This window comes from Amycolatopsis sp. TRM77291 (genome assembly GCF_054166285.1).
Map to the genome: position 1 here is coordinate 5,243,743 of NZ_JBSZHF010000001.1, position 25,242 is coordinate 5,268,984.

The 25,242-nt window shown below is 69.2% G+C and carries 20 protein-coding genes and 1 pseudogene; 9 read left to right on the forward strand and 12 right to left on the reverse strand.

The window, feature by feature from the left end; genetic code table 11:
- The first annotated feature begins 93 nt into the window (after window positions 1–93).
- Window positions 94–1,098 carry a winged helix-turn-helix domain-containing protein gene (locus tag ACXIZN_RS24255; protein ID WP_457957039.1) on the forward strand — a complete coding sequence of 335 codons (1,005 nt, stop codon included), beginning with the start codon at window positions 94–96 and terminating at the stop codon, window positions 1,096–1,098.
- A gap of 283 nt (window positions 1,099–1,381) precedes the next feature.
- On the opposite strand, the gene ACXIZN_RS24260 is transcribed toward ACXIZN_RS24255, so the two are convergent.
- Together ACXIZN_RS24260 and ACXIZN_RS24265 are read right to left on the reverse strand one after the other, a co-directional pair.
- Entirely contained in the window at window positions 1,382–2,953 is a 1,572-nt protein-coding gene (locus ACXIZN_RS24260) for an alkaline phosphatase D family protein (protein ID WP_457957040.1), read from the reverse strand.
- Window positions 2,954–2,996: 43 nt separating this feature from the next.
- Window positions 2,997–3,653, reverse strand: coding sequence for a hypothetical protein (locus tag ACXIZN_RS24265; protein WP_457957041.1), 657 nt, complete (start codon window positions 3,651–3,653; stop codon window positions 2,997–2,999).
- Between the two features lie 143 nt (window positions 3,654–3,796).
- On the opposite strand from ACXIZN_RS24265, the gene ACXIZN_RS24270 reads away from it, so the two are divergent.
- From ACXIZN_RS24270 to ACXIZN_RS24285, 4 genes are all read left to right on the forward strand, one after another.
- Entirely contained in the window at window positions 3,797–6,748 is a 2,952-nt protein-coding gene (locus tag ACXIZN_RS24270) for a BTAD domain-containing putative transcriptional regulator (RefSeq protein WP_457957042.1), read from the forward strand.
- A 107-nt stretch (window positions 6,749–6,855) separates the two neighbouring features.
- Window positions 6,856–8,082, forward strand: a complete 1,227-nt coding sequence (locus tag ACXIZN_RS24275; RefSeq protein WP_457957043.1) for a hypothetical protein — start codon at window positions 6,856–6,858, stop codon at window positions 8,080–8,082.
- A gap of 143 nt (window positions 8,083–8,225) precedes the next feature.
- Complete coding sequence (locus ACXIZN_RS24280; RefSeq protein ID WP_457957044.1) at window positions 8,226–9,611, forward strand: FAD-binding oxidoreductase; 1,386 nt, start codon at window positions 8,226–8,228, stop codon at window positions 9,609–9,611.
- Between the two features lie 93 nt (window positions 9,612–9,704).
- Window positions 9,705–10,925 (forward strand): glycoside hydrolase family 88 protein, encoded by a 1,221-nt coding sequence (locus tag ACXIZN_RS24285; RefSeq protein WP_457960591.1) that lies wholly within the window; start codon window positions 9,705–9,707, stop codon window positions 10,923–10,925.
- Window positions 10,926–11,093: 168 nt separating this feature from the next.
- On the opposite strand, the pseudogene ACXIZN_RS24290 reads toward ACXIZN_RS24285, so the two are convergent.
- Window positions 11,094–11,510, reverse strand: a pseudogene (locus ACXIZN_RS24290) (DUF4396 domain-containing protein); the annotation flags it as partial.
- A gap of 270 nt (window positions 11,511–11,780) precedes the next feature.
- Here ACXIZN_RS24290 and ACXIZN_RS24295 point away from each other — a divergent pair.
- Complete coding sequence (locus ACXIZN_RS24295; RefSeq protein ID WP_457957045.1) at window positions 11,781–12,797, forward strand: autoinducer 2 ABC transporter substrate-binding protein; 1,017 nt, start codon at window positions 11,781–11,783, stop codon at window positions 12,795–12,797.
- Window position 12,798: 1 nt separating this feature from the next.
- Here ACXIZN_RS24295 and ACXIZN_RS24300 read toward each other — a convergent pair whose 3' ends face one another.
- Both ACXIZN_RS24300 and ACXIZN_RS24305 read right to left on the reverse strand, forming a co-directional pair.
- Entirely contained in the window at window positions 12,799–14,004 is a 1,206-nt protein-coding gene (locus tag ACXIZN_RS24300) for a DUF6923 family protein (protein ID WP_457957046.1), read from the reverse strand.
- A gap of 4 nt (window positions 14,005–14,008) precedes the next feature.
- Window positions 14,009–14,773, reverse strand: a complete 765-nt coding sequence (locus ACXIZN_RS24305) for a bestrophin-like domain (RefSeq protein WP_457957047.1) — start codon at window positions 14,771–14,773, stop codon at window positions 14,009–14,011.
- A 454-nt stretch (window positions 14,774–15,227) separates the two neighbouring features.
- Between ACXIZN_RS24305 and ACXIZN_RS24310 the strand changes: the two genes are divergently transcribed.
- Entirely contained in the window at window positions 15,228–16,253 is a 1,026-nt protein-coding gene (locus ACXIZN_RS24310; protein ID WP_457957048.1) for a family 2 encapsulin nanocompartment cargo protein polyprenyl transferase, read from the forward strand.
- 57 nt (window positions 16,254–16,310) lie between these two features.
- Here the strand turns inward: ACXIZN_RS24310 and ACXIZN_RS24315 are convergent, their stop codons facing one another.
- The gene (locus ACXIZN_RS24315) at window positions 16,311–17,438 is read right to left on the reverse strand and encodes a CapA family protein (protein WP_457957049.1); all 1,128 of its coding nucleotides are present in this window, start codon (window positions 17,436–17,438) and stop codon (window positions 16,311–16,313) included.
- 89 nt (window positions 17,439–17,527) lie between these two features.
- On the opposite strand from ACXIZN_RS24315, the gene ACXIZN_RS24320 reads away from it, so the two are divergent.
- A complete protein-coding gene (locus tag ACXIZN_RS24320) occupies window positions 17,528–17,947 on the forward strand; it encodes a hypothetical protein (protein ID WP_457957050.1) in 420 nt (139 codons plus the stop codon).
- A gap of 146 nt (window positions 17,948–18,093) precedes the next feature.
- On the opposite strand, the gene ACXIZN_RS24325 is transcribed toward ACXIZN_RS24320, so the two are convergent.
- The 6 genes from ACXIZN_RS24325 to ACXIZN_RS24350 all read right to left on the reverse strand — a co-directional run bounded on the left by ACXIZN_RS24325 (window position 18,094) and on the right by ACXIZN_RS24350 (window position 23,696).
- Window positions 18,094–19,410 carry a DNA polymerase IV gene (locus ACXIZN_RS24325; protein ID WP_457957051.1) on the reverse strand — a complete coding sequence of 439 codons (1,317 nt, stop codon included), beginning with the start codon at window positions 19,408–19,410 and terminating at the stop codon, window positions 18,094–18,096.
- Window positions 19,397–19,720 carry a winged helix-turn-helix domain-containing protein gene (locus tag ACXIZN_RS24330; RefSeq protein WP_093932096.1) on the reverse strand — a complete coding sequence of 108 codons (324 nt, stop codon included), beginning with the start codon at window positions 19,718–19,720 and terminating at the stop codon, window positions 19,397–19,399. The genes ACXIZN_RS24325 and ACXIZN_RS24330 overlap by 14 nt, the downstream gene beginning before the upstream one ends.
- The gene (locus ACXIZN_RS24335; RefSeq protein WP_126737190.1) at window positions 19,717–20,346 is read right to left on the reverse strand and encodes a hypothetical protein; all 630 of its coding nucleotides are present in this window, start codon (window positions 20,344–20,346) and stop codon (window positions 19,717–19,719) included. Before ACXIZN_RS24335 ends, ACXIZN_RS24330 begins: the two co-directional genes overlap by 4 nt.
- A 20-nt stretch (window positions 20,347–20,366) precedes the next feature.
- Window positions 20,367–21,098, reverse strand: a complete 732-nt coding sequence (locus ACXIZN_RS24340; RefSeq protein ID WP_457957052.1) for an ABC transporter permease — start codon at window positions 21,096–21,098, stop codon at window positions 20,367–20,369.
- The gene (locus ACXIZN_RS24345) at window positions 21,095–21,997 is read right to left on the reverse strand and encodes an ABC transporter ATP-binding protein (protein ID WP_457957053.1); all 903 of its coding nucleotides are present in this window, start codon (window positions 21,995–21,997) and stop codon (window positions 21,095–21,097) included. Before ACXIZN_RS24345 ends, ACXIZN_RS24340 begins: the two co-directional genes overlap by 4 nt.
- 142 nt (window positions 21,998–22,139) lie before the next feature.
- Window positions 22,140–23,696, reverse strand: a complete 1,557-nt coding sequence (locus tag ACXIZN_RS24350; RefSeq protein ID WP_457957054.1) for an alpha/beta fold hydrolase — start codon at window positions 23,694–23,696, stop codon at window positions 22,140–22,142.
- A 290-nt stretch (window positions 23,697–23,986) separates the two neighbouring features.
- On the opposite strand from ACXIZN_RS24350, the gene ACXIZN_RS24355 reads away from it, so the two are divergent.
- Complete coding sequence (locus ACXIZN_RS24355) at window positions 23,987–25,159, forward strand: macrolide family glycosyltransferase (protein WP_457957055.1); 1,173 nt, start codon at window positions 23,987–23,989, stop codon at window positions 25,157–25,159.
- The last annotated feature ends 83 nt before the right edge of the window (window positions 25,160–25,242 follow it).

The window sequence follows — 25,242 nt, forward strand, 5'->3', positions numbered from 1 at the left end:
CGTCCTTCGGCCGTTTCGCGGGCGGATTCCGGGTATTGACCCGAGGCGCTAACATCGCGTGCTGCGACGCCCACTCCCAGGAGGGACGACCGGATGCGCGAGACGCCGCCCCCGGCTTCTTATACCCGGCTCGAACTCGGTGACACCAGCACGATCCCGGTCGGTGTGACGGTTTCCCCGCACATCTCCCTGGTTTCGATGCTCGTCGAGGTCGTCGGCGGGTACGACCGCGGCCTGCCCGCCGCCTGGCGCCGTCAGGTGGGTTCGGCGATCCCGGAGCAGGGCTACCGCGCGGCGAGCTCGCTCGCCCGCCGCGGCACCTCGGTGCAACCGGACTTCATCGTCCCGATCAGTCCCGGTGAGGACTCTTCCGCCGCGGCTCAAGCGGAAATGCTGCGTGAGCTGACGGAATCGGACGTCCTGAAAGGCCTGGAAGAGGTCTTCGGCGACCGGGTGCCCGCGCAGTGGCGGCAGGCCGCCGACCATCCGAGACGCTGGGCCGCCTCGCTCGCGGACGCCTTCACCGCGACCAGGCTGGCGACCGAAAACCTCTGGGCCAAGGCCCGCCCCCTGCTCGACCGCGAGATCGAACGGATCGGCGTCGCCTCCGTCCGTGGCGGGACCGACGCGGTGCTCGGCCTGCTGCGGCCGCATTTCCGGTTCAGCGACGGCTGTCTGCTGCTGCCCGACGCCGAGCCGGCGAAGTACGCCGTCCGTGGCCGCAAACTGATCCTGGTCCCGATGCTCGCGGGCAGCCGTTCGGTGGTGTCCAACTTCGACGAAGAGGACGCCGTCTGGATCGGCTACCCGCTGCCGGGGATCGACGGCCTGCTCGACGGCGGCAAGGCCGAACCGGCCCCCGGCGTCGACGGGCTCGACCTGGTCGTCGGCGCCCACCGCGCGAAACTGTTGCGGCACCTGGGAAAGCCCGCCCGGATGGGTGAGATCGCGAATCTGCTGTCCTGCGCCGCGAGCACCGCGACCTACCACTGCGAACAGCTCGTCTCGGCGGGGTTGATCCAGCGGCACCGCGAGGGCCAGGTGGTACTCGTGGCCCGGACTCCTCGCGGTGACGCGCTGGTGGACCTGCTGTCCTGACTCAGGCCACCCGGCACGTTGCGAAAGTGGCTTTCGCAACGCTGCTCCCGCCGCCCTGGCGCCGCCGCCCCTGGTGTCGCGAAAGCCACTTTCGGGACACCTGATGTCTCGAAAGTGGCTTTCGCGACCCTTCCCCAGTCGCTAAACCCGCTGGAGCCCCGGCTTCCCCGCTTCGACCACGTACGAACGGTCCGCGGCCAGGACCACCTTCGAGAAGTCGTACTCGCTGGTNTTCGGGACACCTGATGTCTCGAAAGTGGCTTTCGCGACCCTTCCCCAGTCGCTAAACCCGCTGGAGCCCCGGCTTCCCCGCTTCGACCACGTACGAACGGTCCGCGGCCAGGACCACCTTCGAGAAGTCGTACTCGCTGGTGTCCGAAACCGTCATGAAGTCCGCCCGCATCTGCGTTTGCGACGCCGTCACCCGGACATAACCGCGCTTTCCCCGGCAGTACTTGATATGCGGGTTGTGCGACAGCCACGTCGACGACGGATCGGTCGCGGTGTCGCTGTTGCTCGTGACCGAGGTCGTCACCAGTTCCGAACCGAACACCGGGTCGCTGTGGTTGAAATAGTCGCGGCGCAGGTCGGCCGCCCAGTGCCGGTGGACGTCGCCGGTCAGCACGATCGGGTTCGGCACCTTGCGGTCCACGATGCCCTTCGCGATCCGGTCTCGGGAAGCCTCGTAACCCTGCCAGGAATCGGGGCTCTCACAGGTCGCCTTGTTGCCGTCGCCGTCACGAGTGGCGAAGAAGACCTGCTGGCCCAGGAAATCCCACTTCGCCGGGTGCGTCTCCAGCGCCTTCAGCAGCCAAGCCTCCTGCGTCGTGCCCAGGATGCTGCGCGACGTCGAACGCATGTCGGTGCACGACGGGCCCGTCGTACCGGACGGATCGGTCACCTGCGCGTTGCGGTACTGGCGCGTGTCGAGCATGTGGAACCGGGCGAGGTTGCCCCAGCCGAACTGCCGGTACAGGCGGATCGACGCGCCGCTCGGCTTCGCGGTGGACCGGATCGGCATGTTCTCGTAGAACGCCTGGAAACCGGCGGCCTTGCGCTCCGCGGTGGCCGGGCTGGTGGTGCCGTTCCAGTTGTTCATCACCTCGTGGTCGTCGAAGACCACGACCCACGGCGCCATCGCGTGCGCGTTCTGGAGGTCGGCGTCGGTCTTGTGCTGCGCGTGCCGCGCGCGGTACTGGGCGAGCGTCGTGACGTCCTCGGTGAAGGCCAGCCTGCGCGGATTCCGGTCGGCGGCGGCGCGGCCGGACTTCCGCTCGTACATGTAGTCGCCGAGGAACAGCACCAGATCCGGGTTGTCGGCGAGCATGCCCTTGTACGAGTGGTACCAACCTTCCTCCCAGTGCTGGCAGGAGGAGAAGCAGTACTTCAGCTGATTGACCGCGGCACCGGCGGCGGGCGCGGTCCGCGTCCGGCCGACCGGCGAGATGTGCCCGCTGGTCTTGAACCGGTAGAAGTACTCCCGTCCCGGCTCGAGCCCCACCGGTTCGATGTGGACGCTGTGCCCGGAAGCGCGGGCCGCGGTCACGGTGCCCTTCTGCACCACCGAGGAGAACGCCTGGTCGTTGGCGATCTCCCAGTCCACTGTGTACGAAGCGTCCGGCATACCGCCGAAACCGTCGGGGTTCAGCGGGGCGGGGGCGAGCCGGGTCCACAGCACGACACTGTCCGGCAGCGGATCACCGGAGGCGACCCCGAGCTGGAACGGGTCGTGGATGGCGGGCGCCGCCGCCAGCGTTCTCGCGTTCGCCCACGAAGGCACCGTCGACGACAACGCCGCCGCCGAAACCGCCGCGGCCCCACCGAGGAGTACCGCACGCCGATTCACCTGGCCCATGAAAATTCAACCTTTCGAAGTGGGGAAAGAACGGGGAGGGATTTCACGCGGCGTAATCGGTGATGCCGCCACTACAGGCTTCGAGCGCCGGATTGGCGGCGGCGTCGGCGACGCAGACCTTGTAATAGACCCACGATCCCTTCGCGACCGGCACGGCCTTGTCGACGTGGGTGCCGTTGCCGCCGGAGGCCCAGACGTAGAACGGGCCGGCGCCGCCCTTCAGCCAGTACGCGACGACGGCGGACTTGCCGTCGGCGTTCCGGTCGTAGACCAGGAAATGCGCGTCCGACGAGCGGAACTGCCCCTCCCCCGCGCAAACGCCGGTGGAACATTCGGCGCTGCCGGAACCGACCCCGCAGTCGGGTGCGATCCGCTGGTCGGAGCCGGTGTAGACGTAGCCGTCCGAGATGTAGCCGCCGAGCGCGGGGACGTAGTCCCACAACGTCGTGGTGCCCAGCGGACCGGTGACCGAGGTCCCGATCGTCTGGCAGTCGATGGTCACCGTGGCGCCGTTGGCCACCGTGCGCACCGCGGTCGCGGAGGTGCTCGGGGCGCGGCGGACATTCAGCGGATCACCCGCCGTCTTCACGGTCCCGGTGGCCGCGGCCAGTGCGGGAGTGGCTCCGGCGAGGCCCAAGGCGCCCGCCGTCACCAGCACGAGAAAGAAACCGGCGAGCCGCCGGACACTTGAACGCTTCATGACCGCAGCGTCGACCGGCGTCGTACACATCACGTACAAACGCCGGCCGCTGTCTGCACATGCATGCGAATGGATCTAGCCAACCATGGCGGGACGGCAATATTATCGGCGGATATGGGGCTCCTGCCGTATTGGCGGTTTAGGTGACTATTCTCGGGTTTCGCGTTCTCGGTCCGCTCGAAGTGGCGGTGGACGGGCAGGTGGTGCCGCTCGGCGGGCCAAAACCCCGGCTGCTGCTGGCCGCTCTCCTGCTCCAGCCCAACGTCGTCGTCTCCACCGAACTGCTGATCGAGGTCCTCTGGCCTTCGTCGGCTCCCCGTTCGGCGGCGGCGAACATCCGCACCTACGTTCATTCGCTCCGCAAACGCCTCGCCGACCACGACCCCGAACTCGGGGAACGCATCGGAAGCCGGGCGTCCGGCTACATCCTCAAGGCCGCCCCCGACGAGATCGACCACATCCGCTTCGGCGAATTGGCCGCCCGCGCGCAGGACGCGCTCGGCCACGGGGAAGCCGAATCGGCCCTCGACCTGCTGGATCAAGCGGAAGCGCTGTGGCGCGGAGAAGTTCTCGAAGGCCTCCCCCACGACCACGGCTGGGGCGCGACCGTCGCCAGGCTGACGGAACTGCGGCTCGCGGTACAGGAACAGCGGCTGCGCGCGCGGATCGAACTCGGCCGGACCGCCGAGGCCGTCGCCGAACTGCGCGGCCTGGTCACCGAACATCCCCTGCGCGAAGAGCTCTGGCAGCAGCTGATCGTCGCGCTGCGGGCCGACGGCCGCACCGCCGACGCGATCGAGGCCTACGAAACGGCCGAAAAGGTGCTCGCGGAGGAGCTCGGCACCGAGCCGGGCCCGCGGCTGCGGGAGCTGCGGGCCTCGCTGGTCCTCACCCCGTCCGCGACCCAGGACGCGGTGGCCGCCGCCCTCACCGTGCCGATGACGCCGGTCTGCCAGCTGCCGCTGGACCTGCCGGATTTCACCGGCCGCGACGAGGTGGTCAGCGCGCTCGTCGGCCTCTTCCACGAGCGTCGTACCCAGGGAAAGCCCGCGATCGCGGTGCTCTCGGGGGCGCCGGGGATCGGCAAGTCCTCCGTCGCGATCCGGGTGGCGCACGCGGTCCGCGACGATTTCCCGGACGGTCAGCTGCACGTCGACCTCGCCGGGACGTCGTCCTCGCCACGTCCCCCGATGACCGTGCTCGCCGAGTTGCTCCGCGCGCTGGGCGTGCCCGACGCGGGGCTGCCGCGTGATCTCCCCGAGCGCGCGGCGTTGCTGCGGTCGCGGCTCGCGACCCTGCGGATGTGCGTCGTCCTCGACGACGCCGGCAGCGCGGCGCAGGTCCGCCCGCTGCTGCCCGGCGCGGGTTCCTGCGCGATGCTGATCACCAGCCGGATCCGGATGCCGGATCTGGCCGGGGCCACCCCGGTCGACGTCGACCTGCTGCCCGAAGCCGAGGCCGCGACGCTGCTCGAAGGGATCGTCGGCACCGAAAGGGTCGCGGCGGAGCCGGAGTGCGCGACCGCGATCCTGCGCCACTGCGGATATCTGCCGCTCGCGATCCGGGTCGCCGGGGCGAAGCTGACCCACCGGCCGGGCTGGACGTTGCGCGTACTGGCCGACCGGCTGCGCGACGAAAGACGAAGATTGGACGAACTCCGCGTCGGCGATCTCGCCGTACGGGCCAGTGTCACGCTCAGCTACGACCTCCTGCCGATGTCGGCGGCGACCGCGTTCCGCGGCCTCGGCGGGCTGGGTTCGGTCCAGTTCCCCGGCTGGGTGGTCGCGGCCCTGCTCGGCCGCACGCACGGTGAAGACGTCCTCGACGTGCTGGTGGACGCTCATCTGGTCGAGCTCAGCGGCTCGGACGCCACCGGCGAACCCCGTTACCGCCTGCACGACCTGTTGCGGTGTTACGCCCTCGAACTCCGGGCGCAGGACGTCCCGCTGAAGGCTCGCGACGCCACGAAACGAGTGCTGGAGGGTTATCTCGCGCTCGCGGTCGAAGCCGCGGACCGGATGCCGATCCATTTCTTCGGGCTCTACCGGGACGACACGGCCGTCCAGCCCGCGCTACCGCCGGGCACCGCGCATCTGATCGAGGATCCGGCCGCGTGGTTCGCCGCCGAACGGCACACCTGTGTCGCCGCCGTCTCGCTCGCCGCCGATCTGGGCTTCGACTCGCTGGCCTGGCGTCTCGCCGCCGCGCTGGCACCGTACTTCGACCAGCGCGGTCACCAGGACGACTGGATGCACACGCACGCCGTCGCGCTGGCCGCCGCCCGCCGGTCCGGCGAGGTCCGCGGCGAGGCGATCATCCAGCGCAACCTCGGGCAGATCCAGCTGTACCAGGACAGTTACGCCGAGGCCCTGATCGCGTTCGAGCAGTCGCAACTGCTGTTCGACAAGATCGGCGACACGCGGGGCGCGGCGATCGCGCTGGCCGGGCTCGGCACCGTGCTGCGGATCAAGGGCGAGGACACCGTCGCGCTGGAGCACTGTCACGCGGCACTCGACCAGTTCTCGGCGGCCGGTGATCCGCACGGCGAGGCCGTCGCGCGGATCGCGATCGGCGCGGTGTGGCTGGCGCGGCGCCGGTACGCCGACGCGGAACGCTGGTTCACCGAGGCGCTGGAGCAGTCCGCCCGGATCGGCGACCGGCACCGCGAGGCGCACGCGTTGAAACGGCTCGCCATGCTGCGCCAGCACCAGGGCAATCTCTCCGGTGCGCGGGAGCGGGTCGACCGTGCCATCGCGATCTTCAACGAACTCGGCGACGACCATTGCGTCGGCTACGCGAACCAGAACCTCGGCGAGCTGTATCTGCACAGCGGCGACCTGGCCCACGCGCAACTGCTGCTGGTCAATTCGCTGAGCGTGCACCGGCGCAACGGGGACCGCCGGTCCGAGGCCGAGGTCTCGCAGTTGCTCGGCGAACTGCACGAGGCGCTGAGCCAGCCCGAGCGGTCACGGACGTATTCCGAACGCGCGCTGGCGTTGTGGCGGGAACTCTCCGCGCGCCCACAGGAATCCGCGCTCGCCTCGCGCCTTCAGGAGGCGGCCGAAGCGTCGTACGACGATTCCGCGAGCGCCTGAGGGTTCACCCACCGCAACCAGGTGCCGACTCGCTTTTGTATCGATCGTGTACACGCCCCGGCGAAGCTCCCTTCGTAGCAACCGAGAGTGCTCGAAGGGAGACCGGAATGGTCCGGACCGTTAAGGCCCGCCGGGTGATGGCGGCCGTGCTGGCCGTGGGGGCGGTCACCGCCTTGGCAGCCAGCCCCGCGAACGCGGCGCCCGAAGGCAGCTGGCGCGCCGACCTGTCCACTGTGGACAGCGACGACGTCAACGTCCGCAGCGACGGTGGCGTGCTCAGCCTGGAAAACGCCGCCTGGCACAGAAAACCCGACTCCATCGGCAGCCAGGGCTACCTGCTGCTCGCCGAGCAGAAGCTCGGGAAGCCGGTCAACCGCGTCACCGCCCAGGTCACCGCCGACGCGCCGAAGGGCACCGAGGTCGAGGTCGACGTCCGGGGCAAGCTCAACTCCCAGGACTGGACGGAGTGGACGCCCACCGAGGGCGGCGCCGCCCAGCTGTCCGCTTCGGTCTCCACGGTCCAGGTCCGCATCGGACTGCGCACGGTGACCGACGGCGTGACCGCGAAGGTCAGCGACGTCACCCTTCAGGGTGAGCTCGGCCCGCAGACCAACGCGATCGGCGCGGCCGCCGCCGCGCTGACGTACAAGGTCTACGGCACCCGCGAAGGCCTCGTCGGCGGCACCACCGCCAACGGCCACGTGATCAAGTCCCGCGACCACTTCGTCGCCCTCCCCTCGGGCCGCGGCCTCGCGCCGAAGAACACCGGCAACTACACCGTCCGCGTCTGCCGCACCGACAACAGCCGGTGCGAGTACGCGCCGGTGTGGGACGTCGGCCCGTGGAACACCAAGGACGACTACTGGAACCCGTCGGCCACCCGCCAGATGTGGAAGAACCTGCCGCAGGGCAAGCCCGAGGCGCAGGCGGCGTACCAGGACGGCTACAACGGCGGCAAGGACGAGTTCGGCCGCAAGGTGGCCAACCCGGCGGGTATCGACCTCGCGGACGGCACCTTCTGGGACGGCCTGAAGATGACCGACAACGGCTGGGTCAACGTCTCCTACCTGTGGACCGGCTCCGGCCCGACCGGCGTCATCAGCACCGCGGGCGACCCGATGAACGTCCGGGCCTCGGCGAGCACCACCGCGGCGATCAAGGGCCTCGCGGCGAACTACGCGAAGGTCAACATCGAGTGCTACGTCGAGGGCGAGACCGTCACCGGCAAGTTCGGCACCAGCAACGTCTGGGACCGGATCGGCCCGGGGCACTACGTCTCCGACACCTACGTGCAGACCGGCTCGGACCTGCCGGTGGCGCCCAAGTGCTCGTGACACTCCCCTGATCGCGAAGGCCCGGCGTACCCCATAACGCCGGGCCTTCGCCCTTACGTCCGCCCTTTCGCCCACGCGGACGGACCTTGGGCGTTGCCTGCCACTCAGAGACCGTGCGGTAGCCACGACCTGAGGGGGTCCGCATGAATCCGCCCGAAACGACCACGCTGCGCGAAAAACTGTCCGGCACGGTGGTCACCGCCGCCGATCCGGGTTACGACGCCGCCCGCGCCGTGTGGAACGGCGACATCGACCGGCGCCCGGCGGTGGTCGCCGAATGCGCCACGCGCGAGGACGTCGTCACCGCGCTGGCCTTCGGCCGCGAGAAGGGACTCGAGATCACCGTGCGCGGCGGCGGGCACAGTTTCAGCGGTTCCGCCGTCGCCGACGACGGGCTGTTGATCGACCTCGGCGGGCTGCGCCGGATCACCGTCGATCCGGGCACCCGCACCGCGCTGGTCGGCGGCGGCGCGCTCTGGGCCGACGTCGACGAGGCGACGCAGCGGCACGGGCTCGCGACGGTCGGCGGCACGGTGAGCGACACCGGCGTCGGCGGCCTCACCCTCGGCGGCGGTTTCGGCTGGCTGACCGCGAAACACGGGCTCACGATCGACAATCTGCTCTCGGCGGAGGTCGTGACGGCCGACGGCCGGATCCTGCGGGCTTCCGAGGCGGAGCATCCGGATCTCTTCTGGGCGCTGCGCGGCGGGGGCGGGAACTTCGGCGTGGTCACGGAATTCGAGTTCCGGCTGCACCGCGTCGGCCTCGCCGAAGTCGGGCTGTTCTTCTGGACGCTGGCCGACGCGCCCGAGGCGATGCGCTTCGCGAAGGACGTGATCGCGTCCTTGCCGTCGGGCACCGGTTCCATGCTCGTCGGGCTCAACGCGCCACCCGCGCCCTTCGTCCCGCCGGAGCTTCACCTCGCGCCGGGTCTCGCGCTCGTCGTCGCCGGCTTCGACGGTCCCGAACGGCACGCCAGGCTGGTCGAGCGGATCCGGGGCGGCCTGCCCGCGGCGTTCGAACTCGTCACGCCGATGCCGTACGCGGAGCTGCAGAAGCTGCTCGATCCGACCGCGCCACGGGGAATCCTCGCCTACGAGAAGTCGCTGTACGTCGCCTCGCTGTCCGAAAAGGTCATCGACGTGATCGCCGCGTGCCTGCCGGACAAGGCGTCGCCGACGACCGTGCTGCCGATCGTGCCGCTGCAGGACACGTTCTCGACGGTGCGCGAAGACGCGACCGCGTTCGGCGGACCGCGGACGCCCGGGTTCGTCGTCGGGATCGCGGCCACCGCCCCGACTCCGGAACTCCTGGCCGCCGACCGCGTCTGGGCGCGGACGCTGTGGGAGGAACTCCTGCCGCATTCCAGCAACTACGGCGGCTACCTGAACTTCATGAACGAATACGACGAAGACCGGGTGCGCACGGCGTTCGGCACGGAGAAGTACGCGCGGCTGGCCGCCATCAAGGCGGTGTACGACCCGGACAACGTGTTCCGGCACAACGCGAACATCCGTCCCGCTGAGTGAGCCTTTATTCACAACCGTGAACGGTCTTCACAATCCCGTCATCGTCGTGCGAAACTCCCGTGACGCATTTCCCACTGACGAATGGCGGGCATTGTGAGCGTTTCCCGGCGAACCCTGTTGACCACCGCGGCCGGTGCCGCCGTCGCGGCGACGACGATCACCCCGGCCGCCGGAGCGGCCGAGGAAACCACCGACAGCCTAAGGACTTTCCGCCGAACGGCCGATTACGCGGTGACGAAATTGCGGGCGGTCGCACCCGGCGTGACGGCCTTTCCGGAGATCACCCGGTTCGAGAAATGGACCTATTCGCAGAACGGCGGCTGGATCGGCGGATTCTGGCCGGGCACCTTGTGGCTCGCCTCCCTCTACAGCGGCGATCCGCAATTCCGCACCCTCGCCATGGCGTCGGCGGAAAAGCTCGCGCCGCGCCAGTACGAGACGCGGGACCACGACCTCGGATTCCTGTTCTATCCGTCGTGGGTGACCGGCTGGCGGCTCACCGGCGACGAGAAATGGCGCACCGGCGCGCTCAACGCCGCCGCGTCGCTCATCCAGCGCTACAACGAAAAGGGGAGGTTCATCCGGGCGTGGGGCGCGCTCGGCACGCCGGGCAACGCCGGCCGGGTCATCATCGACACGATGATGAACCTGGATCTGCTGACCTTCGCGAGCAAGCAGACCGGTGACCGGAAGTACCTCGACATCGCCGTCTCCCACGCGAAGACCACCGAACGGGTCTTCCTGCGCCCGGACGGCTCGACGCCGCACGTGTTCGACTTCGATCCCGAAACGGGCGCCGAGATCGGGCCGGACACCGTGCAGGGTTACAGCCCGGCGTCCTGCTGGTCGCGCGGACAGGCCTGGGGGATCTACGGCTTCACCACGATGTACCGGCGTTCCGGCGACCCACTGTTCCTGCGGACCGCGCAACGCCTGGCCGACTTCGCGCTGCGCGCCCTCACCCCGGACAACGTGCCGGTGTGGGACTACCTCGCTCCGCAGGCACCTCACGACATCAAGGATTCCTCCGCCGGTGCGGTGATGGCGTGCGGCCTGCTCGACCTGGCGAAGGTCGCGAACCGGCCGCACTACCGCGAGGCGGCGATCCGGATCCTGACCGCGTTGTGCGACACCTGCTTGACCACGAAGTCCACCCGCGCCGAGGCGATCGTGGCGCGCGGGACGCGCAACCGCCCGGCCGAGGACGGCGTCGAGGTTTCATTGCCCTACGCCGATTACTACCTGCTGGAAGGTCTTCTGCGGGTGCTGATGCCGAAGGAGATCGACAAGGCGATCGACCTGTCGAGCGTCTGAAGGTAGTGAGGGCCTCCTTCACTACCTTCAGGGTAGGGAAGGAGGCCTTCACGGACCTCCGAGCGGCCATGCCGCGAAGAGCGCTCAGTGCGCGTGGTGCCCCTCGTGGCCGCCGTGACCTTCGTGACCACTGTGCCCCTCGTGACCACTGTGGTCACCATGCCCGCCGTGGTGCGCGTGGACCTTCGCGTGCCCCAGCCCGCGCCCGATCATCCACTTGTTCACCGGCACCGTCAGCACGAACGCGACGGCCAGCGCGAACGCCAGCGCGCCCCAGAACAGCAGGCTCGCGAGCCCCGCCTCCATCGCACCGGGCACCACCAGCATGACCCCGTTGTCGACGATCTCCATGACCGCGATCGACACGGTGTCGGCCGCCAGCGCCACCTTGAGCGCGGTGCCGAACGGCAGGCCCGACTTCAGCACGCCGCGCATGGTCAGCGCGTAACCGAAGACGAAGGCGAGCGCCACGGCGAGGATGATCGTCGCCACGTTGCCGAGGCCGAGCGCCGTGCCGATCACCATGCCGAGGACCTCACCGATCGCACAGCCGGTGAGGCAGTGCAGGGTCGCCGACGCCGCCATCGACCAGCTTGCTCCAGGACGTGTCTCGTTCATGCGGGAAACCATACCCCCCACCCGTATAAACGGCGCAGTGATCCCCGTCTCGCGATCGCTCAGCGTCATCCCCGTAGGCCGACCCGGTAATCAGCCCAGGTCGATGAACTCACTTCCGTAACCCTTTGCGCTCATCCGGTTGACCGGGGTAACCGAAGACCCCTAGTTTCGCCGGAGGTCTCCACCGCGCGTAGACCGTTCGGCTGGTTCAGGTAGTTCCGTGACTATGGGGTGGAGATGCGAGGGCCGACGAAGACGCTCGTCGTTGCCACTGTGCTCGCTTTGGGCATGGTGTTCGGGCTGACCGGCTGCGGTGGTGAGGAACCGGCGGAGACGGCGGCGAAGCCGCTCCGGATCGTGTTCGTGCCGAAGGTCGCGGGCATCCCGTACTTCGAGGCGATGAACACCGGCGGGCAGGCCGCGGCCAAGCAGCTCGGGGTCGAATGGGCCTCGACCGGTCCGGTCACGGTGGACCCCGCGGCGCAGGTCTCCATCGTGCGCGGCCTCGTCGACCAGCAGGTGGACGTCATCGCGATCGCGCCGAACGATCCGAGGGCGATCGCACCCGCGATCACCGAGGCGCGGGCCAAGGGCGTCCATGTGATCACTTCGGACACCGACGCGCCCGGCACCGATCGCGAGCTCTTCGTCAACCAGGCGACCCCGGAGGGTATCGGCAAGGCGCTCACCGACGCCCTGATGAAGAAGATGGGGAACGCGGGCAAGTACGCGATCGTCTCCTGCGGCGAGACCGCCGAGAACCTCAACGCGTGGATCGCCGTCCAGCGTGCGTATACCGCTACGGAGTACCCCCATGCGCAGCTCGTCGAGACGGTCTACGCCGGCGAGGACAAGGACAAGGCCACCGCGCTGGCCAAGGGGCTGATGGCCAAGTACCCGGACCTCACCGGCCTGGTCGGCGAGTGCACGACGTCCGCGCCCGGGGTCGCCGAGGCGGTGCGGTCGCAGCAGAAGATCGGCCGCGTCTTCACCGTCGGCGTCGGGACGCCGCAGGCGATCAAGCCGTACCTGCTGGACGGTTCCGCGTCGCTGTCGGTGCTGTGGAACGTCGAATCGCTCGGCTACCTCACCGCGTGGGCGGGCAAGCAGGTCGCCGAGGGCAAACGGCTGAGCCCGTCGAACAAGGTCAACCTCGAACTCCCCGCGATCAAGTACGAGGAGGACACGAAGACCGTGCTCCTCGGCGACCCGCTGCTCATCACGCGCGAGAACGTGGACCAGTTCAAGTACTGACTCACCGGCCCCGCCGGACGGCACCCGCCGCCGCGCCGCCGCCGAGGATCAGCACCAGCGCGGTCAATCCCCACCGCCGCTTCTCCTTCGTGCGGGCGAGGGAATCGGTCTCCGCCGCCTCCTTCCGTTCCCGGGGCGCGGCCGAACGAGACGGTTTCGGCGCGGGAGCCGGCGGCGGGATCACCTGAGGCGCGGGAGCCGGCGCCGCGCTAGACGACGGCGTCGGCGAAGGGCTCGGTGACGAAGACGGACTGGGCGAAGGCGTCGAGGACGGGCTGGGGGACGGCGTCGGAGTCCGAGTGGAAGAAGGCGTCGGACTCGGCGTGGGGGTCGGAGATGGCGTGGGCGTCGGCTTTGGCGGTTCGGGCTTTGGCGGTTCGGGCGCGGTGAGGCAACCCGCGGCGTCCGAACCCGCCAGCGGCGGGCCCGAACGCACCACGGTCACCTGCCCGCTCCGGTCGAGGCGGTAGAGCACGCTGCGCCCGCCGATCCGGTTCGCCATCGCGTACAGGGCGCCGTCGCGGCCGAGGACGACGGAGCCGTAGACGTCGGCGGGCGGGAAACGCGCGTCTTCGGCTTCGCGGACCTTGCCGGATACCGGATCGATGGTGATCACGGCGCCCTTTCCGCGCCAGGTGGTGGACACGCCATAGAGCAATCCGTTGTGGTATGCGAAATCGTTGACGTCGTGGGCGAGCGTGATCGGCCGCAGGAACACCGTCCTGACGATCCGCAGGTACCGGTCCCCCGGCGACAAGTCCACTGTGTACAGTGTGCCGTTCCTGAGCAGGTACCAGGAATTCCCGCCGATCGCGCCGGCGGTCACCCCGGCCACGGGGCTCCACACCGGCAGCCGGTTCCCCGCTCGGGTGATCGGGCCGAGATCCCGGGTCTTACCCTCACGGTCGATCGTCACCGCGTGCGTCCCCCGGCCGAGTCCCTCCGCGACACCGAAGACGAGGTTCCGCGACGCGGAGTAGCCGAGCGCGTTGAGCCGGTGACCCGGCTCGGTCACCCGCGAAGTGGCCCCCGATCCGGCGTCGAGCCAGCGCAGCTTCGACTTCCCGTGCGACCCGGTCTCCGCCTGCACCACCAGGCAGGATTCGGCGGCGCGCGCGGCCATCGGGGTCAGCAGTGCCGACGCGCCCACCAGACCGGCGACGGCCACCGTCGCCGCCGTCCGCGTCAGCCGGTCCACTGTGCTCACCGGCTCAAGAGATCCTCGCCAGCGCGGAGGAGAACGCGTCCGGCGGGATCCGCACCCCACCGCCGAACGGGTTCTGCAGCTGGTAGATCGCGAACAGCAGCAACGTCACCGTGCCGGCCAGCGTGGACACGATCACGAGATGCGCGGCCAGCCGGGTACCGCCGAACAGGTTGGGCAACAGCGCCGAGACGAGGCTGCCGAGGATGAGCGCGAACCAGACCACGCCGCCGACCCGGCCGCCGACGACCGCGTTGAGCCGGTCCTGCCGGGCCTCGTAGACCTGCCAGAGCTGAGTGGACGCCTCGGCCTTGCGTTCACGGAGCCAGTCGTCGTCCGACGGGGCCTTGTCCACCGCCTTGCGCAACATGTCGAGCTGTGTCCAGCCGAGATCGGGGAGGCTCGTCTCGCCCCCGGCCATCAGCGGCCACTCCTTCTTTTCGACCGTGGTGATGTACTCCGCGCTCAGCTTCCGCACCTCGTCCTTGACCTCGGCCCCGAGCGAATCGGCGGCCCAGACGGCGGCGACCAGGCTGTCCGCCTCGTGGTAGGAGCCCTCTCGCGCCGCGGTCGCGGAGTCGAAGAGCGAGATCAGGATGAACGCGACCAGGACGGCGTGCAGCCCGCCGACGATGGTGAACACCTGGCCGGCGGCGTCGTTGTTGTCGGGGCGTCCCTCGTCCCAGCCGAACCTGCGGACGAGGTAGCCGACGAAGCCCGCGAGGGCGGCCGCGCCGACGACCCAGGCGATGCCGGTCAGGTAAATACCCATTCGAGTCCTTCCAGGCGGAGACTGCCGAAACTAGTTCACGCTTCCACGAGCGGAAAAGACCGGTTGAATCAATTCATACCAGCGGCGGACGGCACACTGCCGAACATCACCGGCTCGGCCCAATTTCTCAGCACTCGAAACAATTTCCGCCACGCGCCGGAAAGGCGCGTCACCGGTCGGAGAGCGCGGCTTCACGACCGAGTGAGCGGCCGCCACGAGAAGTCACCGACCTTGCCACATCCTGGCATTTCCCGTGGCTTCGGCACCCGAACGGCCGCCCCCGGCCACGCGTCCGGGTCGGTCCGGCAAACAGGTGAACCTCTCCGTCGACCCGATCGAGTTGTTTGTCCGGGCATTACGCCTTGCTATGTTGACTTTGCACCCGCCCCGCTCGAATGGGTATCCGAGAATTGCGGAAAACAGCAGTTCACCGGGTCGACCGAAAGGGAGTCCGTTGACGACAACCGAGACCCGTACCGGAGCACGTCCAGCCGGCGAAGTGCTGACCTGGAGCCGGAATCTGCTCGATCCGGCACTGCGCGACGCCGTCGACGGCCTGCCCGAATCGATGCGGCTCATCGCCGGCTACCACTTCGGCTGGTGGGACGAACACGGACGTCCGTCCACTTCGGACAGCGGGAAGGCCTTGCGGCCCGCGCTCGCGCTGTTGTCGGCACAAGCGGCCGGCGGGCACGCCGAGATCGCCGTCCCGGTGGGTGTCGCGGTGGAACTGGTGCACAACTTCTCCCTGCTGCACGACGACGTGATGGACTCCGACACCACCCGGCGGCACCGGCCGACGGCGTGGACCGTTTTCGGCACCGGCGCGGCGATCCTCGCCGGGGACGCCCTGCTGTGCCGGGCCTTCGAGGTGCTGGCCCCGTTCGGGCAGGACGCGTTGCGGGTGCTCAGCACCGCCGTGATCGATCTGCTGGAGGGACAGAGCGCCGACCTGAAGTTCGAGGAACGCGGTGACGTCGACACCGCCGAATGCGTGCGGATGGCCGAGGGGAAGACCGGCGCGTTGCTCGGGGCGTCGTGCACGCTCGGGGCACTGGCCGGGGAAGGGAGGCGCGATCAGGTGGACCGGCTGACCGAGTACGGGAGGGCACTCGGGCTGGCGTTCCAGCACATCGACGATCTGCTCGGGATCTGGGGCGATCCGGCGGTGACCGGGAAACCGGTCCACTCGGATCTGTCCAACCGGAAGAAGTCCCTGCCGGTGGTGGCCGCGCTCCACTCGGGGACGGAAGCCGGGCGAGAACTGGATGCCTTGTACCGCAAGGAAAACCTCGACGTCGCGGAATTGCCCCACGCGGCGGCACTGGTGGAACGCGCGGGCGGCCGGGCGTGGAGTCAGGAGCAGGCCGACGCGCTCCTGACCGGCGCGCTGCACCATCTCGCCGTCTCGAACCCGGTGCCCCGCCCAGGCGCCGAGCTCGCGGCCCTCGCGAAACTGGTGGTGCGGCGACGGTATTGAAGGCGGGCGCGGTAAGGCAGGGGCGGGCGGGGAAGAGCCCGCCCCTGTCCCGTCAGGTCAGCGACCGGGCCGGGTCAGCCCCTGGTCGCCCGCGCCACGGCTGAGGACGACCTCGTCGGTGGCCTTGAGCGCTTCGGCGCCGGCGTTCCCGGCCGGGCCCGCGGTCAGGTCGAGCAGGCGGATCGGCGGGCCGAGCTGGACCAGCGTCGGGACGTATTCGGCCTTGTCGACCTTCCAGCGTTCGCCGTCCCGCACGAACCGGAACCGCGCGGCCGCGCCCTGTTCGGTCGACCCCCTCGGCTCCGAATGGCGGGCGACGCTGTTGCCGAGGCCGTAGGCGACCCATTTGCCGCTGATCTGTTCGAAGGGCTGCACGACGTGCGCGTGATGGCCGATGATCAGGTCGATCGAGTCGTCGGCGAGCAGTTTCTTCGCCAGTGAGCGCTGTTCGGCGGTCGGGTCGTGCTGGTATTCGGTGCCCCAGTGCAGGCTCGCGAGGACGACCTGCGCGCCCGCCTTCCGCGCGGCCTTGGCCTCGGCGATCACGTCTTCGGCGTCGATCTGGTTGACCAGCCAGGGTTTGCCCGCGGGCACCTTGATCCCGTTGAAGCCGTAGGAGAAGGAGATCTGGGCGACCTTGACGCCGTTGACGTCGACGATCAGCGGTTTCTTCGCCTCTTCGGCCGAACGCGCCGAACCGGTGTGCTTGATCCCGGCCTCGTCGAGTTTGTCCAGCGTCCTGGTCGCACCGTCCACACCCTGGTCGATCGTGTGGTTGGACGCCGTCGAACAGGTGTCGTACCCGATGTCCTTGAGCGCGTCGACGATCTCGGGCGGCGCGCTGAACGACGGGTAGCCGCTGTACGGCCCGCCCTTCGGCGCGATCGGGGTCTCGAGATGGCAGATGCCGAGGTCGGCCCCGGAGATGAGCGGTTTGATCCCGGCCAGCAGGGGCCGATAGTCGATCTTGCCGCCGCCGTCCTCCTTCGCCTGGCCGGTCAGCGCGGGGTGGATCAGCACGTCACCGGTCGCGACCACGGTGAACGACCCGTCCGGCGCCCGGCTCGCCGCCGGCGCCTCGGACGTGGCGGGCCGCGGCTCCTGTTCCGGAGCGCCGCCGCACCCTGCGAGCAGGAGGGCGGCGCCGAGGAGGGCGGTGGTCTGGCGGGCACGAGAGCTGAACATCGGTTCCCTCGATCGGGTGAAGGTCTCCCCATCCTGCCTTACGGCCGGTCACTGGACAGCGTCACGCCTGATCGCGGAGTATCGCTGCCATGACCGCGCACTCCCGGTGGGTCCTGATCGGTTTCGTCGTCGTCGCGTTCTGGGTCACCGCCGCGTGCGGTTCTTCGCCCGACCGGACGACGGCGGACGGCGCCGCCGGGGCGATCGCGAACGCGATGACAGACGGCGACAATCCCGCGCTTCTGGCCTTGACCTGCCCGCGCACGCCGGACAAGCCCGCCGCTCCGGACGAGCTGGTCTCCGGCGAAACGCCGGTCACCGTCGGCAGTGTCGACCAGAAGGGGCAGGCCGCCATGGCGGTCCTGAACGACCAGCGGAACGAGAAACGCGCGTACGGCGCGCTGCTGATCGAAGGCGACGACGGGAACTGGTGCATCTTCGGCTTCCGCAACTGCCCGCGCGACGTGAAGGTGACCAGCGCGAACTTCGTGACGGTCTGCCGCGGCTGATTCGCGACGAACTCGCGTGATCGAAGTCCGCACTCGCGTGATCAGAGACGTAACTCGCGTGATCAGAGGCCGCACACCGTGATCGCCCTCCAATCACGCGAGATACGTCTCCAATCACGCGAGTTACGCGTTCGAGCACACTCCCCTCAGGCCAGGCAGTCGCCGGGCTCGCCCCGGCGCAGTGCCGGATCCTCCTGCGGGAAGGTCCGCGCCACCCCCGGCCCGCTGGTGCGCGTCTCGAACCGGACGGTCACCCGCCCGTGCCCGGCGCCCTGCACCCACCCGGTGCCGTACGTGTCGTGCACGACGTCGTCCCCAGGCCGCCAGCTCGACGAGACCACGGTCACCGGCGCGGGAGCTCGCTCGACCAGCGGGGTCTCGGCGGCCGGAACGGAAAGCGTGAACAGCGGATCCTGATGCGGTACCGAAAGCCCGGAGAACGCGACCCCGGCCAGCCGCACCCCGCCGAACTCGGTCGGATCGATCAGCAGCCGTTCCGCCATCGCGGCGAGCTGGTCGAATTCGTCGGTGGGCGAGGCCATCGTCTCCGAACGCGTCACGGTGCTGAAGTCGGTGTGCCGCAGCTTCACCACCACCGTCCGCGCGACGCGTTCGGCGTTGACGAGGCGCCGGTGCGCGTGCACGGCGAGGTCGCGGACCTCGCGCCGCAGGCTCGCCAGGTCGATCAGGTCCCGGTCGAACGTCGTTTCGGCGCTGACCTGCTTGAGTTCCGCGCGGTCGGACACCGGCCGGTCGTCGACGCCGGTGGCCAGCCGCCGCAGGTCCCGCCCGACCACACTGCCCAATGTGGACACCGCGTCGGCGTCGGAGAGCGCGGTGAGCTGGCCGAGTGTCCGGACGCCGATCGCCCGCAGTTTCCCTTCCGCCACCGGGCCGATCCCCCACAGGACCCTGGTCGGCAGCGGCGCGAGGAAGTCGCGTTCGGTGCCCTGGTCGACTACGAGCAACCCGTCCGGTTTCGCCAGATCCGACGCGACCTTCGCGACCTGCTTTCCCGACGCCGCCCCGATCGACGCCACCAGGCCGATCTCCGACCGGATGTGCTCCCGCAGGCGGGCGCCGAACTCCCGCACCTCGTCCGAGGAAGCACCGGCCAGTGAAGGAGGTTCCGCGAAGGCCTCGTCGAGGGAGATCCGTTCCAGCACGGGCGCGTACGTGGCGACGAGGTCGAACACCTGGGTGCTCAGCAATTCGTACAGTTTGAACCGCGGCGGCAGGATCACCCCGTTGGGCGGCAGCAGCCGCCGGGCCTGCGACATCGGCATCGCCGATTTGATCCCGTGTTCGCGTGCCTGGTAGCTCGCCCCGGCGACCACGCCGCGCGGCCCAGCGCCGCCGACCAGCACCGGGCGCCGCGCCAGGGTCGGCCGGGTCAGCTGTTCACAGGAGGCGTAGAACGCGTCCATGTCGAGGTGGATGACCCACCGGTCATGCCCGCCCATCGCCCGGCACCTCGAGAAGACGGTGCAGGGCCTTCGTGTACTCCTCGAACGCGGCCCGGCCACGGGTGGTCAGCTCGACGAGCGTCACCGGCGTGCGGTGCTCGAACGCCTTCGTGATCTCGACGTAGCCGGCGTCCTCGAGTTTGCGCAGATGGGTCGACAGGTTGCCCGGCGTCATGTCCAGCAGTTGCTGCAGCCTCGGGAAAGTGATGCTGTCCCCCTGCCCCAGGCTCGACAGCGCCACGGTGACCCGCAGCCTCGCCTGTGCGTGGATCACCGGATCGAGCTGGGGCAGCCCGTCTTCGCTCATCGCGCCCGCACCAGGAAGACCAGCGACGCCACCAGGAAGCCACCGCCGCCCGCGAGGCTCAGTACGAGGAAGTTGTACGGTCCCCCGGCCAGCACGCTCGCCGCGCCGCTCGCGATGATCCACACGCCGAGGCCGTACTGCAGCCTGCTCTGCCACAGCATCCCGCCGGCGAGGTACATCAAGCCGGTCAGCATCAGCGAAGTGCCGGACCACAGCAATGGGATCAGCTCGGTGTCGAGGCCGAGGCGGATCAGCGCGGTGTTCACCACCGTGAGCCCGCCGAACGCGATCATCCAGCTCCACCCGTACATCGCCCCGACGAGCCGGGACGGCCCGTGTACGCCACGGCTCGAGCGGATGCCGTAGATCGCCGAATACACCATGGCCCCGGCGAACCCGGCGACGGTGATCGCGCCGGCGGCCCACAGCGGCATCAGCGCGGTCGGCGGGGCGGAGAGGTAGATCAGCCCGAAACCGAACAGCCACACCAGTCCCCAGACGGCGAGCAGCACCGCCGGATTCGGCCCGATCTCGCGGCGGGTCTTCTCCGCCTGCGTGGCGATGAGCGCCAGCGACTCCTCGGGCGTCATCGGCCGCTCGTCGCCGTCCCGTTCATCCTCCACCACCTCGGAAAACTAACACGGGTTCACAGTCTCGCCGTGTCTAGCCGGAACCTCGCCATCACCACGAGCGCGGGGATCACGAGCCACGCCGCTAGCACCGCGATGGCGGTCAGCGTGCCCGAACCGCCGAGCACCGGTGCGCGGCCGATCTCACCGAGCCAGTACGTCGGCATGAGGTGTCCCGCGGTGTTCATCCAGCCGGGCAGGACCTGCAGCGGAATCCACAATCCGCCGAACATCCCCAGCGGCAGCATCAGCGCGCCGGTCACGGCCTGGACGGTGTCGCCCTTGCCGAACAGGCCGATCATCAGGCCCAGCACCGCGAAGGGCAGCGTCCCGAGCCACAGCGTGCCGAAGATCGTCAGCCATTGGCCGGTTTCCAGCCGGATGCCGCGGATCATCCCGGCCGCGAAGATCACCAGCAGCACGGGCAACGCGACGAACAAGCCCGCCGACACCTTGACCATCAGGTAGCCCGGCGCCCGCATCGGGGTCAGCCGCAGGGTTCGCTGCCAGCCGTCGGTGCGCTCGGTGGCGACGCGGGTGCCGGTGAACAGCGCGGCGGTCATGGCGCCGTACGCGGCCATGTTCACCATGGTCACCGTCGCGGTCGAGACCCCGGGAGCGATGTCGCGGGCGCCGAAGATCCCGCCGAACAACAGGAACATCGCCAAGGGCATGCCGATGGTGAACAACGCGAACTGCGGGCTGCGGACGATGCGCTTGATCTCCAGCGCCAGGTAGTTCAGGTTCATCTCACGGCCCCCTCGGTCTCATCGGCGGTCAGCGCGATGAAGGCTTCTTCCAGTCCCACAGCGGTGATTTCGATGTCCGCCGCGAGCGGGAACTCGCGCAGCAGGCCGCGGATGGCGGCGTCGGAATCGGCGCAGCTCAGTTCCGCGTGCCCGGCGCGCAGTACCGCGCGCGACACCCCGGGCAGCGCGGCGAGCGTGGCCTCGGTGGCTTGCGGGACGACGGCACGCAGCACGCGTCCGGCGACCGCGGCCCGGACCTCACCGACCGGACCGTCCGCGACCACCCGGCCGTGCCGCATCAGTACGACACGGTCCGCGTAGTCCTCGGCCTCGGCGAGGTAATGGGTCGCGAAGAGGACCGTGCGGCCCGTCTCGGTGTACTCGCGCATCGACGCCCAGAACCGGCGGCGCCCGTCGACGTCCATGGCCGCGGTCGGCTCGTCGAGCACCAGGAGGTCCGGATCGCCGACCAGCGCGAGCGCGAACCGCACCCGCTGCTGCTCGCCACCGGAAAGCTTCCCGCAGCGGCGGTTCGCGTATTCGGCGACGCCGGCGCGTTTGAGTACCTCCCCGACCGGCAGCGCGTTCCGGTGCAGCGAGGCGAACAGGCCGACGAGTTCGGCGACCGTCGCGTCCCGCAACAGCGTCCCGTTCTGCGCCATCGCGCCGACCATCCCCCGGTCCATCGCCTCGCTCGCGCTGAGCCCCGCGACCCGCACCTGACCGGAGTCCGGCCTGCTCAGGCCCAGCAGCATGTCGATGGTGGTCGATTTGCCCGCACCGTTCGGCCCGAGCAGCGCCACCACCTCCCCCGGTGCGGCCCGCACGCTGACGTCGTCGACGGCCAGGACGTCGCCGAAGCGCTTGACCAGCCCTTCGAGGCTGAACGCGTCCGCCATGACTTTCCCCCTTCGAGCACTCTGAAGCACAAAGCTCACTCGCACTTTGTAACACAAAGTCCCCTGCCGTGGAAACCCAGAAGTCCGTGAAGGCCTCCCTCCCTACGCTCAAGGTAGGGAAGGAGGCCTTCACGGACTTGCGTTAGGCGGGCACCCGGGAGGTGGCCGCGTCAGGAACCGAAGCGGGTGCCGGAGGCGGCACCGGGAGCGGCAGCGGCGCGCATTCGACGTCCGCCGTGCGCCCCGGCTTGCGGTCGGGCAGCGCACCGGTCGCCAGATAGTCCGCGATCCGGTTGTCGACGCAAGCGTTTCCGCGCGGGGTGATTGCGTGGCTCGTGCCGCCCGGCTGACCGATCAGGCGAGCACCCGGGAACCGGCTACGCACCTCGAGGCTGCCTTCGTACGGCGTCGCCGCGTCGAGCGTCTCGCCGATCATCAGCACACTCGGCACCTTCGAGCCGTCGACCTTCACCGGCTTGGCGGGCTTCGCGGGCCAGTACAGGCAAGGAGCGTTGAACCAGGCGTTCTGCCACGTGAAGTACGGCGCCTTCTCGTACGTCCGCCAGTTGTCGCGCTTCCACTGCTGCCAGCTCGGCGGCCACTTCACGTCGGTGCACTGGACGGCGAGGTAGACGGCGTACCCGTTGTCGTCACCGCGGCCACCGAAGGCCTCGAACAGCCCCTTCATCGTCTGCCAGTCGCCCTTGTTGACGAACTTCGCGAGCGCGTCGCCGAGCAGCGTCCAGCGCAGCTGGTAGTACGACGCCTGCTGGAAGACGTCGAGGAACTCGTCCGGCCCGATGTAGCCGCCTGCCGGAACCGCCGCCAGCTTCTTCAGCTGCTCGTCGAAGACCTGCTTCACCGCGGCCTGGGTCTTGCCGAGGTGATAGACGCCGTCATGCGAAGCGACCCAGCCGAACCAGATGTTGAGGTTGACGTCGAAGGCCATGTCCTGGTTCAGGTTGGCCTGGTACCAGACGTTGCGAGGGTCCACAGTGGAATCGAGGACCATCCGCCGGACGTGCTGCGGGAACAGCGTCCCGTAGACCTGGCCGAGATAAGTGCCGTAGGAGTACCCGTAGAAGTTCAGCTGCTCCACGCGGAGCGCCTTGCGGATACTCTCCATGTCCTTGACCGTGTCGGTCGTCTTGATGTTCTCCAGCAGCGCGCGGCTGTTCTTCTCCGCGCACGCGTCGGCGTAGGACTTCGAACGCTGCAGCCAGGTCTTCTCCAGCTGCCGCGTCGTCGGCACGTAGTTCGGCCGGTTGTAGTCCATGTAGTCCGGGATGCACGAAAGCGCGGGTTTGCTGGACCCGACACCGCGCGGGTCGAAACCGACCCAGTCATAGGCGTCACCGGCGCGGTTCGGCACACGCGTCCCGCGGGTGGCGAGCAGCAGCCCGGAGCCGCCGGGGCCGCCAGGGTTGGTGAGCATGACGCCCTGGTACTGCGCGTCGGGTGTCTTGTGCTTGACGCGGCTGAGCGCGAGCTGGATCTTCTCGCCGCGCGGCCGCGAATAGTCCAGCGGAACGGGCAGGTAACCGCATTCGGCACCCGCGTTGATCAACGTCTGGTCGGTACAGGCGCCCCAGGTGATCGTCTCGGTGGGTTGCGTCTCTTCCGCGGCGACGGCGGGCGTGGTCACCGCGACCGACGCGAGCGTGGCGACGGCCAGCGCGGTGATGAGCACACGTCTCAAGGTTTCTCCCTTTCCCTCCAAAGGTGAAAGCCCCGAAACCCTATCCACGTCCATGACCTGCGGAAGCCTTCCGGCGAAGGTCCCTACCAACGGCGGGTCCCGATCGCGGCAAACCGGGCAACCGGTTAATCGGTTGGGCGGGTTCGCGGGGATCGCTAGGCTGTCGATCATGATCTACTTCATCCGCCTGCGCACCGCCTGAGACGGCGTGACCGCAGGGCCGCCCGCGACCGGGTGGCCCCCTTTCTGCGCGCCGTCTGACTTCCCTTCACGGATTCGGACAGGACATCATGCAGAACCAGCACATCGCCATGATCGGCAGCACCGCGCCCAGTCACATCTATCCGTCGCTCGCGATCATCCGTGAGCTGGTCGCTCGCGGGCACCGGGTCAGCTACGCCGTCGGCGAGCCGCTCACCGGGCTGATCGAGCCGACCGGGGCCGAGGTGGTCGCACACCCGTCGATCCTCCCGCTCGGTGATCAGGCGGCGTGGCCGGAGGATCCGGCGTCGCAGATGCGGGTCTTCCTCGACGAGGGCATCCAGGCGATGCCGGTGCTCACCGGCTTCTACGACGACAACCGCCCGGACCTGCTGCTGTACGACATCGGCGGCCTCCCGGCTCCGCTGCTGGCCAGGCGCTACGACGTCCCGGCGGTGCAGCTTTCCCCGACGTATGTCGCCTGGGAAGGCTACGAAGAGGACATGGGCGAGATGCTGACCGCGATCCGGACCTCACCGTCCGGAAAGGACTATTTCGCCACGTTCACCCGCTGGCTGAACGAGAACGGCATCGAGGCCGACGCCTGGGACTGGATCTCCCATCCGCCCCAGGTCCTCGCGCTCCTGCCGAAGGCGATGCAGCCGAATGTCGAACGCGTGCCGTCGTCGGTCCGGTTCGTCGGCCCGGCGCTGGACCCGGAACGCCTCGCCGACCGGAGCTGGACCCCGCCGTCCAGCGGCAGGAAGGTCCTGCTGATGTCGCTCGGCACGGCGTTCACCGATCAGCTCGACCTGTTCCGCGCCTGCGTGGACGGGTTCCGCGACTCGGACTGGCATGTCGTCATCTCGATCGGCCAGACCGATCCGGCCGAGCTCGGGCCGCTGCCGGACCACATCGAGGTCCATCAGTTCGTGCCGCAACTCGCGGTGCTGGAGGCCGCGTCGGCGTTCATCACGCACGCCGGCATGGGCGGCAGCACGGAATCGCTGTGGTACGGCGTGCCGACCGTCGCGATCCCGCTGGCCACAGACGGTTTCGGCAACGCCGCGAAGCTGGCGGAACTCGGCGTCGGTGAGCAGCTCCCGGCCGACGAGGTCACGGCCTCGACGTTGCGGGCCGCGGTCGAGCGGGTCGCCGGATCGCCCGAGGTGGCCGCGCGGCTGGCCGAGGTCCAGGCCGAGACGCGCGGGAACGGCGGCATCGACAAGGCCGCCGACGCCGTGGAGTCCTTCCTAAGCTAGGCCCCTTCACGTAACTCGCGTGATTGAAGCCGTAACTCACGTGATTGAAGCCGTAACTCACGTGATTGGGGCCGTAACTCACG